This is a genomic window from Pseudomonas sp. S2_C11 (assembly GCF_054668395.1).
Genome location: NZ_CP162765.1, coordinates 3,436,850 through 3,450,280 on the forward strand (window position 1 = coordinate 3,436,850; position 13,431 = coordinate 3,450,280).

The window sequence follows — 13,431 nt, forward strand, 5'->3', positions numbered from 1 at the left end:
GGGGCCGAGGCACCGATGAGTGACCAAAGCTAAAGGTGAATTATTTCAACGGGTCTCCGGGAGAATTTGGAGCAAGGAGACTACGCAGGCCTATTGAGCGAAATCTCACTTGGCCCCGATCAAGCACATAACCGCGACCTTCAATCCAGCTCGCTAATCCGGGAAGTGACGCGTATCGGACGATGCCTCATCAACCAACCCTCAACCCCCAACGTACGCATAAGAACTACACACGCCGGTGGCCGAGTTTTGTCACAGTGCTCTGGCCCAGTCTCGCAACAAATATTTCTGAATCTTGCCCGTCGAGGTTTTCGGTAACTCACGGAACACCACGGTTTTAGGTAACTTGTAACTGGCCAATTGCTCTCGACAAAACTCAATGATGTCGGCCTCCAGAGTGACCACACAGCCGTCTTTAAGTGTGATGAACGCACACGGTGTTTCTCCCCACTTCTCATCCGGTCGGGCTACTACCGCAGCTTCCAGGACTGCCGGATGGCGGTAGAGAGCATCCTCGACCTCGATGGTGGAAATATTCTCGCCACCGGAAATGATAATGTCTTTGAGTCTGTCCTTAATTTCGATATAGCCATCCGGATGTCGCACCGCTAGATCGCCAGTGTGAAACCAACCTCCAGCGAAAGCCTCGCGGGTCGCATCTGGGTTTTTCAGGTATCCCTTCATCACCGTGTTGCCGCGCATGAAGGTTTCGCCAATAGTGATCCCGTCGTTCGGTACCGGTTTCAACGTTTGCGGATCGGCCACCATCAGACCTTCGAGCGTGGCATACCGCACCCCCTGACGCGATTTGAGTCTGGCGCGTACCTCTAATGGTTTTTCATCCCACTCGTCATTCCACGCGCACACTGTCACGGGACCGTACACTTCGGTGAGCCCGTAAACGTGGGTGACCTTGATGCCCATTTCCTCAACCGCACTGATAACCTTCGCCGGCGGCGCTGCTCCGGCCACCATCGCATCAACTGGATGCTCGATGAGCACCTTGTCTGCATCCGGCAGATTGACCAGAGCGTTAAGTACGATGGGCGCACCACATAAATGGGTGACCTTGTGTTCATTGATCAAGCCCAAAATTTTCTGCGGCTCAACGCGACGTAAAAACACATGGGTGCCCGCCAGCGCCGTTACCGTCCAGGGGTAGCACCAGCCATTGCAATGGAACATCGGTAAAGTCCAAAGGTATACCGGGTGATTGCCCATCGCCCAAGTCACCTGATTGCCCAGCGAATTCAGGTAGGCACCGCGATGGTGATAGACAACCCCTTTGGGATTGCCGGTGGTGCCAGAGGTGTAATTAAGCGAAATCGCTTGCCACTCATCTTCAGGCCATTGCCAAGCAAATTGCGGGTCACCTTCAGCGAGGAACGACTCATAATCCAGCGCACTCACAGCGCGACCTTCGCCATACTCGGGGTCGTCTACATCGACCACAAGTGGCGGATCGGTCAGCAAACCCAACGCCTCACTAATAACGGCGTGGAACTCCTGGTCGGTGAACAGTACTTTCGCTTCGCCATGCTCCAACATGAAAGCAATGGCTTGAGCATCGAGCCGCACGTTTAGAGTGTTGAGAACCGCGCCAATCATCGGTACTCCAAAATGCACTTCTAGCATCGCCGGAATATTCGGCAGCATCACAGCCACCGTATCGCCCTTGCCGATCCCGCGCCGGCTGAGCGAACTGGCTAGGCGCCGGCAACGTTCGTAGGTGTCTTGCCAATTGCGCCTGATCGATCCGTGAATCACAGCGGGAGACTGCCCATAAACAGAAGCGGTGCGCTCAATGAAACTCAGCGGTGTGAGGGCAATATGGTTGACTGCCGAGGGCGCCAGGCCCGTTTCGAAAATCGACATGACGTTTTCCTGTAAGAAGGCCACCAGCCACATTGCTGCGCTGGAAACCTCCGGTTGCTGATTGTTAGCTCTGACCAAGCTTTGAACGGTGCCGCCATGCACGTTTTGATGATGCATGAGCGGCCCTCCAGTAGTAGTCGTTAATGAGGTGTTTCTTCGGTTTTCTGGATGGCCGCGAACTCTTCCTCGGGAGTACCGGACACCAAGTGGTGCCGGCTGTATAACGCAAAGTAGGCAATGAACAGGCCGTAGATTGCCGCCGTACCCAACATGACTTTCGGATCGACCAGGAAGCCGGCGACTAAAGCAACCGCGGCCAGTACCAAGGCGAATGAGGAAGTGACGATGCCACCTGGTGTGCGATACGGGCGCTGCATGTCCGGGCGACGTATGCGAAGGGAAATATGCGCAGCCATCATGAGCACGTAGGACAACGTCGCGCCGAACACCGCTACCAGGATCAGCAGGTCACCTTGCTCCGTCAGCGACAAACCGAATCCGATGATTCCCGGTACGACCAGCGCGTAGACCGGAGCCTTGTTGCGGTTGGTAACCGACAGTTTGCGCGGCAGGTAGCCCGCTCTTGACAACGCGAAGATTTGCCGAGAATAGGCATAGATCACCGAGAAGAAGCTGGCAATCAGGCCTGCCAGGCCAACTAAATTGACAAGCTGGCTCATCCAGGTCGTCCCCCCATACACCGCCTCCAGCGCTGCCACCAGCGGGTTTCCGGAATCCAGCAGTGCCTTGGCACCCGAGGCCCCTGGACCTACCGTCAGAATGAGCGCGGCAAAGATGAGCAGCACCAGCATTGAGCCGATCAAACCTCGTGGCAGATCGCGTGTGGGATTCTTGGTTTCCTCTGCGGCTAGAGCGACACCCTCTACGGCGAGGAAGAGCCACATCGCATAAGGAATTGCCGCCCAGATCCCGACATACCCAAACGGCAGGAAGCTACTGGCTCCCTTCGCTTCGGTCACCGGGATGTCGAATAGGTTGGCAACTTCAAAGTGTGGAATCATCGCGACAATAAACAGGCCAAGTGCAAGGGCCGCCACCGCTGTAATGACGAACATCAGCTTCAATGCCTCTCCCGCGCCGAGCACATGGATACCGATGAAAACCGTGTAGAACGCCAAATAGATCGGCCAGCCGCCAATGCCGAACAGTGATTCACAGTAAGCACCGATGAAGCAGGCAATTGCTGCTGGAGCGATGGCGTACTCAAGGAGGATCGCCGCCCCGGTGAAGAATCCACCCCAAGGTCCGAAGGCTGTACGGACGAAGCCGTAACCGCCACCTGCGGTCGGAATCATCGAAGACAGCTCCGCCATGGAGAAGCACATGCACGTGTACATGGCAGCCATCAGCAAAGTGGCGAGAAACATCCCACCCCACCCGCCTTGGGCCAAGCCAAAATTCCAACCTGCAAAGTCTCCGGAGATGACATAGGCAACACCGAGGCCGATAAGCAACACCCATCCTGCTGCGCCTTGTTTTAACTGTCGATTCTGAAAGTATTGCGCGTTAACACTCTCAGTCCCGACCCCGTGTGCGAGGCTCACCGTATTGTTTTTTTGAGTGGACATAATCAAGGTCCTCTTCTTGATGGTGACCGCCGTGAACTTCGACGGCGGCGTGCGGCCAATAATGAAGTGGCTATTGCTGTGCTTAGAAAAATCCCAGCGGGTTGATGTCATAGCTGATCAGCAAATTTTTTGTCTGCTGATAGTGATCAAGCATCATCTTGTGAGTCTCGCGACCCACACCGGACTTCTTGTACCCACCAAACGCAGCGTGCGCCGGGTACAGGTGGTAGCAGTTGGTCCAAACACGCCCGGCCTTGATCGCACGACCCATGCGGTAGGCGCGATTGATATCGCGGGTCCACAGGCCTGCGCCGAGGCCGAACTCAGTGTCGTTGGCGATGGCCAATGCTTCTGCCTCGTCCTTGAAAGTAGTGACTCCCACCACCGGGCCGAAAACTTCTTCCTGGAACACGCGCATCTTGTTGTTGCCCTTAAGCAGGGTCGGCTGGATGTAATAACCGTTGGCCAAGTCGCCCTGCAGGCGCTCGACGGAGCCGCCTGTGAGTAGCTCGGCCCCTTCCTGTTGGGCGATCTCCAGGTAGCTGAGAATTTTGTCGTACTGCTGCTCGGAAGCCTGGGCGCCAACCATGGTCTCGGTGTCCAAGGGATCACCGCGCTTGATCTGCTTGATCTTCTTCATCACCTCGACCATGAAGGTGTCGTAGATCGATTCTTGTACCAGCGCACGGGATGGGCAAGAGCACACCTCGCCTTGGTTGAAGAAAGCCAACACCAAACCTTCGGCGGCTTTTTCGATAAAGGCCGGCTCGGCGCTCATGACGTCTTCGAAGAAAATGTTTGGCGACTTGCCGCCCAGTTCGACGGTCGATGGAATGATGTTCTCGGCGGCGCACCTGAGAATGTGCGATCCCACCGGGGTGGAGCCGGTGAACGCAATCTTGGAGATACGTTTGCTGGTGGCCAAGGCCTCACCGGCTTCGCGGCCAAAGCCTTGGACCACGTTGAGCACGCCCGGTGGCAGCAGGTCGCCAATCAACTCCATCAACAGGGTAATCGACAGCGGCGTCTGTTCGGCCGGCTTCAAAATCACGCAGTTACCCGCCGCCAGCGCTGGAGCAAGCTTCCACGCAGCCATCAACAACGGGAAGTTCCACGGGATGATCTGGCCGACCACACCCAGTGGCTCGTGAAAGTGATAGGCGGCGGTGTGTTCATCGATCTCTGCAGCGCTGCCTTCTTGGGCGCGGATGCAGCCGGCATAGTAACGAAAATGGTCTGCTGCCAAGGGGATATCAGCATTCAGGGTTTCGCGTATGGCTTTACCGTTGTCCCAAGTTTCGGCCACAGCCAGTAGTTCGAGGTTGGCTTCGAGGCGGTCGGCAATTTTCAGGAGCACCAAGGCGCGTTTTTGCACAGACGTCTTGCCCCAGGCGTCGGCGGCGGCATGGGCGGCATCCAGTGCCAGTTCGATATCTTCGGCACTTGAGCGGGGGAACTCTCCTATCACCGAAGCATCGACTGGGCTGGTGTTGGAGAAGTACATACCTTTGACCGGCTCAATGAATTTGCCACCGATGTAGTTACCGTACCGTGGCTTCAGTTTAAAAATCGCGTCGGGTGTTCCGGGTTTTGCGTAGATCATGGCTTTCTCCGTGACATTATTCTTGTGATTGTCGAGCGCAGTAGGGCTGCGCCGGTCAGAGTCGTTCGAGCACTCGCTCAAGGCTGTTGAGGAGTATCTCTGCGTGCTCACGCTGGAATACCAACGGTGGCCTGATTTTGAGAGTATTAACATGTGGTCCGGCGGCGCCGATCAGCACTTTTTCCTCTCGTAGGCAGTTGACCACTCTTGCCGCGGTCGCAGCATCCGGGGTGCCGTCCGGGCTCGTGAAGTCGACGCCGGCATACAGCCCCATGCCGCGAACATCTCCGATGACTGTGTGGCGCGCGGCTAGGCTCTTGAGCCCTTCGAGCAAAAACTTGCCGGACTCATGGGCATTCGCGATGAGGTTTTCCTTCTCGATCACCTCTAATACCGCCAGCCCCACCGCGGACGACACTGGGTTGCCGGCGAAGGTGTTGAAATAGCCGGACTCGCTGGCGAAACGCTCAAGGATTTCCGGCTTGACGGTGAGGCCAGCCGTTGGATGACCGTTGCCCATCGGCTTGCCCAGGGTGACGATGTCCGGGACCAGGTCATGACATTGGAATCCCCACATGTGGCGACCTGAACGACCAAAGCCGGGCTGAACTTCGTCGGCGATATACAGCCCACCGGCCTCTCGCACAGCCCCAACGGCCTCGCGCAAAAAACCTGCCGGTTCGAAAAAGCCACCGTCACTGGTAAAGAAGGTATCGAGTAGCAGGGCCGCTGGTTTGATACCGTGCCGGCGCATATCGGCCAAGGCCGCACGCACGTCGGCGGCAAATCGACGGCCAACTTCTTCGGGGTTCGTCGGATTATGAATCGGCGCAGCAACCGTGCGTGCATCAGGGCTCGCTGCGATCTGCGGAAACTGCGAGGAAGACAATTCCGCAATGCTGGCGGTCAGCCCGTGATAAGCGTACTTCGTGATGATCACGCCGGTACCGCCGGTGTAGTCACGGGCGATACGTACGGCTAAGTCGTTGGCCTCGCTGCCCGTGCAGGTGAACATCGCCTGACTCAGTTCGCCAGGCATGGTTCCCAGCAGCTTTTCGGCAAAATCCAGCACGTTATCGTGCAGGTAACGAGTGTGCGTGTTGAGTAGGCGAGCCTGGCGACACAGGGCATCGACCACACGTGGATGGCAATGTCCGACTGACGGCACGTTGTTATAGACGTCCAAATAGCGCTGACCGTCGATATCGTAAACCCATACACCTTCACCACGAATCAGGTGCAGCGGGTTTTGATAGAACAGTTGATAACCCGGGCCGAGCAAACGACGACGACGCTCGATCATCTGGCGGGTGCGTGTCGAGAGTGTGTGACTGTTTTCTTGCGAAAAAGCGTTGGTTTTCAACATGGTGGACCGAGCCTCGCTAGACATGCAAAGAGTGCGATACGCGCCATCCGCGTTTCAGAGCTTCCTAGAGAGAGATGGTGCCCATGGTTTCTTCACAGGACTTGACCTTGAGAGATTTGTTATCTGCTCTGAGGTCAATTTTTAGCTCGCGATATTGGTATTTGTCCTCTGTAGTCAAAATCGCTTAACCCAAAGTCAAGCACGTCCAAGACAGTCTCTCCATCCTGACTCTGACTTTTAATCAGAACGCTCTGGAGCTGACGTATGACCACGGCACAACAAGAAGAACTTGGTATTCAGGCCCTGCACGAAGCGGCTACCCGCACGCTCGCCCGTTGCTACCCCCCCATGTGCAAGGGCAAGTAACTTTATTGTGTCGTTCAGAGAATGCCACCTATCGCATCGACACCCCGAGTGGGCAACGTTACGCCTTGCGCGTTCATAAATTGGGTTATCACCAAAAGGCCGATATCGAGAACGAACTGGTATGGTTGGATGCTTTGCGGTCTTCAGGTATTCAAGTCCCGAACCCCATCGCTGGCTTGGATGGGCACCATGTGCAGAATGCTCAGTTGGGGGACGAAAAAGAACTTAATCTGGTGCTATTCCACTGGGTAACCGGGGTTGAGCCCACAACAGATGTAGACCTGAGTGCCTTTAATAGGTTAGGCGCCATCACCGCAAAGCTACATAAGCATAGTCAGGAATGGCAGCGCCCAGCTGATTTTCGCCGGATCGTCTGGGATCACCGGAGTATGGTCGGGCCCCAGGGACATTGGGGAAACTGGCGAGATGCGGTCAATTTGAACAGCAGCGCTTTGGGTTTGATAGAGGACACATTGCACCGCGTGAGTCGCGAATTGACAAGCTATGGTCAGGACGAAAAGCGTTACGGATTAATCCATGCGGATCTGCGTCTGGCTAATCTGCTGGTCAATCATGAGCAAACACATGTGATTGATTTTGATGACTGTGGTTTCGGTTGGTACATGCACGATCTAGCTGCCGCCCTGAGTTTTTACGAAAATCACGAGCGGCTTGATGAATGGGTTGAACATTGGCTCACCGGCTATACGAGCATTACCCCTTTGAGCGCTCACGACATAGGCATGATTCCGACTTTCATCATTCAGCGGAGAATTCAGCTTTTGGCCTGGATCGGATCCCACGCTGATACCTCGCAAGCGCGTAGCCTGGGAATTAACTGGGCGCAGCAAAGTGTTGAACTATGCCGGAGATATTTAAATAACGAGCTTGCTCAAGTCGCGGCTAGATGAAGCTTTTGCGTGTGAGCCTATCACTCTGAAAACAACAGTAATCAAAGAAAATTCATCCGGAGGTGCGCCGTGAAAACGCTGTCTGAAATGTATTCTTTCGTCGCCGTAGTGGACGCGGGTAGTATCTCCGAAGCTGCTCGTCGTATGGGTACAGCCAGTCGGTGGTTTCCCACAGAATTCAAAACCTGGAAAAGTGGTTGTGCGGCTCTTTGCTAGATCGGGGGCAGGCATACAAGACAGACCGAGTCGGGCGAACTATTTTATCGCCCTGCATAGACATACTGGCTGATATTGAGGACTGAAAACGCCGTTCAGATTTCTCAGGCTACCGTCCGGGGACGCTTGGGTGTTGCAGCGCCCATGGTTTTTGGTGCGTGCTACCTCGACCTCGCTCCGATCTTGTACTTTGTCAGGCATTACTCCGAGTTTCAGTTAGATGTTGAGTACGACGATCGTCGGGTTAACTTGCAGGAGGAGGGGGTCGATGTGGCCGTACGTATTGGTTAGCTGCAAGACTCTTCGCTAGTGGCCAGAGCCATCAGGCACAACCGCCACGTCATCTGCGCCAGCCAAGATTATCTGAGTGTCCACGTATACCGTTGACCCCACAAGAATTGACCAAACATTTTGCTATGCATTACGTGAATCGTGAGCCCCATGCCATGTGGTCGTTCCGGTTAACAACACTTTGACGTCATTTCGCGTTCGATGTCGCAGCGTACCAATTGTGGTCACCAGCTTATGGATGCAGCTAAGGCTGGCTTGGGGATGGCTATATTGCCCACTTTCCTAGCCGCGCAGCCCGTAGTGGATGGGGAACTCATAGAGGTACTGGGACCTTATACCCCGCGAGGGGGCAATATCTCTGTGGTGTATCGCCAGTCGCAGAAAATCTCATCCAAACAGCTTGCGCTAGGTGGTTTTCTCGGTGAGAAGATCGGTGATCCTCCAATATGGGATCAGATACTGGAGGCCCATTTGCATCTATCGGGTTGATTCGCTCGATAAAAGCGGAATACTGGTTCATTTTGTCCCGACTAATATTCGCTTTAGCCCTAATCCATCCTTTTCACAACAAAGGTATCACCTGTATCTGAAAATGAATAGAAAAGGGCGGATGACAATTTTCGCCAACAGCCTCGTTAGAAAGCCTCAGACCGCAACACCCGTACTCACTCGCCCGACGTACACTCTCATTTGTTTAAAATCAACATAAACCTAACCGTCTTGGGGCTTCACATACGCCCTACCCCATGCCTCGGCATTGCTCGATCTGCGAATGATCAATGCAATAAATCGCCGGCAGCTTACTTAATACCGATAGGGAGAACGTATTTCAGTCGGACTTACGACACTGTTTTGGACTGGCTCCATGCCACCGCCGGAAAGCACGCGAGAAAGCACTGGTCTCCGAATATCCAAGCAAAAGTGCAAGTTCGGAGATTGATAAACGTGTCTGAGTCAAATAATACCGAGCCAGCTCTTGACGCACCTTATCAACTAAGCCAGAAAAATTTAACCCTTTCTCTCCAAGCCGACGTTGCAAGCTCCAACTTGTAATCTTAAGTAGCTCTGCGACTTGATCAAGGCTAGGTTCACCATTAGCGAACTGAAGTCGGATTTGCGCTTGAACATCATTAATGATGTCATGCCCCCCTTGTCTTTCACCCCATTGCCGCGCTAACAGCACCATACTTTCCATGACGATAGATAATAGGCGACTATCGCGGCCGGGCATAATTTTATCCAGTGCACTCCTCCTGAACACTAGTGAATTACAAGGCTGGCCGAAGAAAACAGGAGCATCGAAGGCTTTACAATGTTCGTGCCAAGCCTGTGGCTGAGGATGCTCGAAATGCACCCGCTCAGGTGCCCACTTTTGCCCGATAGAGTGACGAATCAAGTTGGTGAACATCCCCATAGACAATTCAGCATCCTGGCGCTTGCGAAAGATTGCGCCGTACTGAACCTGATAATCAAGCCGACACCATTCGCCCTCCACCTCAAATCGCAGCAGACTACCTTGCTGATGTATTGGAAATACCTTCACCACGTTGCGCAACGCATCTCCTAGGGTTTCCGAGCAAAGGCCGACGTATCCGAGCATGCCTAGGCCGTCTGGTTTGAATTGACTGCCGTAACGCAATCCGAAATTATCATCGTGCGTCTGGCGCGCAGCCTCCTCGAAAACTGCGCAATACTGTTTGAGATCCAGACTCAATGTAGGATGCTGCAGATGCTCCGGATTGAACCCCGCGTGACCGAAAATTCGATCTGCATCTCCCCCCTTCTGCTGGATAAACTCGATCAGACCTGTTGCGGCCGAACTGAGCACGCCGATTGATTGAAGCTCATCGGCGTATCGCCGCGAAGTGTCAAGTTGCATGGCAACCTCTCAAAAAGTTGCTAATAAGGACGCTAAAACGGTTTTAGAATCATAACAACAAGAACAAGGCAAATCCCATGCCGCTCCAATTATGTGCGCGCTGAATGCTTTGCGAAACGATCCGCTACCTGATAGCTCTTCTCTATGATTGAACGGCTTGAAAACCTTAATTGTGATGTACAGGAACTCCAGCGCTGACGCAAGGTTATGAAATACCAGCAGAAGCCGTGATAATCCATGTCGCTCATGCGAGTTTGCCCTCCATTGATCATTAGATTCTCTATAAGCGGGTCCACCTCTACCAAGCTGAAAAGCGATGCTTGTTACTGAAATCCAAAGGCATTTCTCCATACCTGCAACGAACAGCTCGATCAACGACCAATAGACTCTCCGCAGTTGCCGCACATGTTTCCAATTACCCCAATGGATGTTACTGCGGACCACACCTTGAATGGTCACACATCAAGCGCTGAATATCTGGAGGGACGACCAGTATGAGCAGAGCTTTGCAAAGCTACCACCAGCCCTTGGGGTTAACGATAGCGGCGTCTATATCGGGGTTCCGATAACCCCAAAGTGCCAACTGACGTGGGTCAACGCTTGACACCTGTAAGCCGGTCTTTGATAGGCGAGCACATAACAAAAATTTTTTGCAATTGATTTGACGCCAGAGGACAAAAAATGTGCTCGACGGTCAAGCCGCGCGCGAAGGTTTAACTCACTATCCAGCCACTCTCAAATGATTGGAGCCGCGCACATGTTCACGTCTTTAAGTGGCAAGAGTGTCTTAGTCACCGGCGGCAGCAGTGGTATAGGCCTAGGGATCGCCAGGCAATTTGGTATTCAAGGCGCGAAAGTATTTATTACCGCCCGCAACGCAGACAAGATTGAAGCGGTCGCTGCCGCTATGCGCGCTGAGGGTTTGCACGTGGAGGGGCTAGCCGCCGATGTGGCTAATGCCGCTTCTGTCGAGGCTCTCATGCACACCGTTGAGGAGATGCATGGCGGCCTGGACGTGCTGTGCTGCAATGCTGGCATTTTCCCAAGTTCAACATTGGAAGGCCTGACTGAGGCAGATTGGGATCGGGTGATGGCCACCAATGCCAAAGGCACATTCCTATGCGTGCAAGCCGCTCTGCCTCTTCTGCGGTTCGCCGAATACGGTCGCGTGATTCTCACCTCATCAATCACCGGCCCAGTCACTGGGTCTCCAGGCTGGGTTCATTACGGCGCGAGTAAGGCGGCGCAGTTGGGATTCATGCGAACTGCGGCAATTGAGTTGGCAAAAGACCGTATCACCGTCAATGCGATACTGCCCGGCAACATCATTACTGAGGGCTTCCTTGATGTGGCCGCCGATTATCAAGCAGGCGTGGCAGCTTCCATCCCTCTCAAGCGGCTGGGCACTTCCGAGGATGTTGCTAGCGCAGCTTTGTTCTTTGCCAGCCGCGAAGCCAGCTACATCACCGGCCAGAGCTTGATCATCGACGGCGGCCAGGTCTTGCCTGAATCACTTCAAGCCCTTGTTTAAAAAACATCCTGAACAAGGAATATGCTCGTGAACACAATTATCAGTGATGCTTCACCGGAGCACTCAGCACCTGCAGATATTCAGCGGTTGCGCAAAAACGCCGTCGGGTTAGTTGGCGTATTATTCATGACGGTCGCGACGGCGGCGCCGATCACCGCAATGCTGGGTAATGTGCCAATTGCCGTGGGTAGCGGTAATGGACAATTTGCCCCCGCCGGTTACCTGGTGGCTACGGTAATCTTGGCTTTGTTCGCGCTGGGGTATTCGCAGATGGCCAAATACATCACCGCGACTGGAGCCTTTTACGGCTTTATCTCCCATGGGCTGGGCCGGGTTGTAGGCATGTCATCGGGCATTACCGTCACCTTGACCTACATTGTATTTGAAGCCGCGCTGGTGGGAATTTTTGCTTTTTTTTGCCAGGAATTCGTGCACAGCGTACTTGGTTTACATGTCCATTGGCTGCTATTCGCGCTGTTGATGCTCGCGGCAAATGGCATCCTTTGTTATTTCGACCTGAGTCTGGCAGCCAAACTGCTGGGCGGCTGCCTGATCCTCGAGATTCTCATGTTGGGGGTGACTGCGTTCGCAGTGTTGTTACATGGCGGTGATGCGCATGGCTTGCACGTGGAGTCGATCAATCCTCTCAACGCATTCAAACCGGCCGAGGGCGTTGTCGGCGCTAGCGCGGGTCTTGGATTGTTTTTCGCTTTTTGGTCATGGGTCGGATTTGAGTCCACCGCTATGTATGGCGAAGAGTCCCGAGATCCCAAGCGCATCATTCCTCTGGCCACAATGATGGCGGTGATCGGCGTGGGAGTGTTCTATGTCTTTGTCTCTTGGATGGCCATCGCTGGAACAGGCCCGGCCAACGCAATTCAACTGGCCCAGAATCCAGCAACTGCTGCCGAATTGTTTTACGGTCCGGCCCGTACTTATCTAGGAGAGTGGGCAGTAACCTTGTTCAAAGTGTTGGTAATCACCGGGTCCTTTGCCTGCGCCATGGCTTTTCACAACTGCGCGTCGCGCTACCTGTACGCAATCGGACGAGAAAATCTGTTTGAATGCCTAGGCCGTAGTATTGGTCGCACTCACCCGCAACACGGATCTCCGCACGTGGCGTCTACTGTCCAGACGGTGATCGCCACGCTGATCGTTTTGGCATTCTGGCAGCAGGGCAAAGATCCCTATGCGGACATGTTCACCTTGCTAGCCATCCTTGGCACCATGGGCATCATGATCGTCCAAGCGCTCTGTGCTTTCGCAGTCATCGCCTGGTTCCATTTCGATCCAGAGAATCGCCATAAAGCGAACTGGTTCAAGACCTTTTGGGCACCGCTCATTGGCGGTCTGGGGATGCTGTACGTGGTCTACTTGCTGTGGATCAATATGGGCTTTGCTGCCGGTAATGCCGTCAGCTCGCTGCTCTACCAACTCATTCCCTACATCGTGCTGGCGAGCTTTCTAGTCGGTGCTGGTATCGCCCTATATTTCAAATACTTCGATACCCACAAATATCAGATCATCGGCCGTATTGTCATCGACGAGCAGCGTCACATTTGAGGAAATCGTGGTTGTGAAATACTAATCTGTACGATCATAAATGAAGGTGATGTAGAAGCCAAAAGCTCGGATGGCGCGCTTCGCCAGTGTCTGCCGGAGCATGAGAAAAGCCAATGAGCGGCGTACATGAAAACTTCACATCCTCTCCCTTCAGAAGGCCTGCAATGTGAGAGCGACTGGAATCGGATCAGCTCCAAATACCGTCGATCAATTTCCGTATTGACATATCGATAATTCTAGA

General features: G+C 53.9%; 9 protein-coding genes. 4 read left to right on the forward strand and 5 right to left on the reverse strand.

The annotated features are described in order from the left end of the window. Nucleotides 1-252: 252 nt before the first annotated feature. The 4 genes from AB4N48_RS15470 to AB4N48_RS15485 form a co-directional block, all read right to left on the reverse strand. Nucleotides 253-1,875: an acyl-CoA synthetase gene (locus AB4N48_RS15470; RefSeq protein ID WP_122610605.1), complete on the reverse strand. Its 1,623-nt coding sequence runs from the start codon at nucleotides 1,873-1,875 to the stop codon at nucleotides 253-255. Between the two features lie 140 nt (nucleotides 1,876-2,015). After that, entirely contained in the window at nucleotides 2,016-3,464 is a 1,449-nt protein-coding gene (gene eat, locus AB4N48_RS15475; RefSeq protein ID WP_122610598.1) for an ethanolamine permease, read from the reverse strand. Between the two features lie 82 nt (nucleotides 3,465-3,546). After that, nucleotides 3,547-5,067, reverse strand: a complete 1,521-nt coding sequence (gene exaC / locus AB4N48_RS15480) for an acetaldehyde dehydrogenase ExaC (RefSeq protein ID WP_122610599.1) — start codon at nucleotides 5,065-5,067, stop codon at nucleotides 3,547-3,549. A gap of 55 nt (nucleotides 5,068-5,122) precedes the next feature. After that, nucleotides 5,123-6,433, reverse strand: coding sequence for an aminotransferase class III-fold pyridoxal phosphate-dependent enzyme (locus AB4N48_RS15485; RefSeq protein WP_122610600.1), 1,311 nt, complete (start codon nucleotides 6,431-6,433; stop codon nucleotides 5,123-5,125). Between the two features lie 431 nt (nucleotides 6,434-6,864). On the opposite strand from AB4N48_RS15485, the gene AB4N48_RS15490 reads away from it, so the two are divergent. Both AB4N48_RS15490 and AB4N48_RS15495 read left to right on the forward strand, forming a co-directional pair. Continuing rightward, nucleotides 6,865-7,710 carry a phosphotransferase enzyme family protein gene (locus tag AB4N48_RS15490; RefSeq protein WP_460143617.1) on the forward strand — a complete coding sequence of 282 codons (846 nt, stop codon included), beginning with the start codon at nucleotides 6,865-6,867 and terminating at the stop codon, nucleotides 7,708-7,710. 768 nt (nucleotides 7,711-8,478) lie between these two features. Continuing rightward, nucleotides 8,479-8,706: a hypothetical protein gene (locus AB4N48_RS15495; RefSeq protein WP_240995586.1), complete on the forward strand. Its 228-nt coding sequence runs from the start codon at nucleotides 8,479-8,481 to the stop codon at nucleotides 8,704-8,706. A gap of 340 nt (nucleotides 8,707-9,046) precedes the next feature. Here the strand turns inward: AB4N48_RS15495 and qhpR are convergent, their stop codons facing one another. Further along, nucleotides 9,047-10,096: an AraC-like transcriptional regulator QhpR gene (gene qhpR, locus AB4N48_RS15500; protein WP_122610602.1), complete on the reverse strand. Its 1,050-nt coding sequence runs from the start codon at nucleotides 10,094-10,096 to the stop codon at nucleotides 9,047-9,049. 757 nt (nucleotides 10,097-10,853) lie between these two features. Between qhpR and fabG the strand changes: the two genes are divergently transcribed. Further along, nucleotides 10,854-11,627 (forward strand): 3-oxoacyl-ACP reductase FabG, encoded by a 774-nt coding sequence (fabG, locus tag AB4N48_RS15505; protein WP_122610603.1) that lies wholly within the window; start codon nucleotides 10,854-10,856, stop codon nucleotides 11,625-11,627. A 27-nt stretch (nucleotides 11,628-11,654) separates the two neighbouring features. Further along, nucleotides 11,655-13,190 carry an APC family permease gene (locus AB4N48_RS15510; RefSeq protein WP_240997339.1) on the forward strand — a complete coding sequence of 512 codons (1,536 nt, stop codon included), beginning with the start codon at nucleotides 11,655-11,657 and terminating at the stop codon, nucleotides 13,188-13,190. Nucleotides 13,191-13,431 lie beyond the last annotated feature (241 nt).

Excerpts from the sequence above, each read along its gene's own strand:
- AB4N48_RS15485 (WP_122610600.1), bottom strand. The coding sequence starts at position 6,433 with ATGTTGAAAACCAACGCTTTTTCGCAAGAAAACAGTCACACACTCTCG.
- eat (WP_122610598.1), bottom strand. The coding sequence starts at position 3,464 with ATGTCCACTCAAAAAAACAATACGGTGAGCCTCGCACACGGGGTCGGG.
- exaC (WP_122610599.1), bottom strand. The coding sequence starts at position 5,067 with ATGATCTACGCAAAACCCGGAACACCCGACGCGATTTTTAAACTGAAG.
- fabG (WP_122610603.1), top strand. The coding sequence starts at position 10,854 with ATGTTCACGTCTTTAAGTGGCAAGAGTGTCTTAGTCACCGGCGGCAGC.
- qhpR (WP_122610602.1), bottom strand. The coding sequence starts at position 10,096 with ATGCAACTTGACACTTCGCGGCGATACGCCGATGAGCTTCAATCAATC.
- AB4N48_RS15470 (WP_122610605.1), bottom strand. The coding sequence starts at position 1,875 with ATGTCGATTTTCGAAACGGGCCTGGCGCCCTCGGCAGTCAACCATATT.
- AB4N48_RS15495 (WP_240995586.1), top strand. The coding sequence starts at position 8,479 with ATGGCTATATTGCCCACTTTCCTAGCCGCGCAGCCCGTAGTGGATGGG.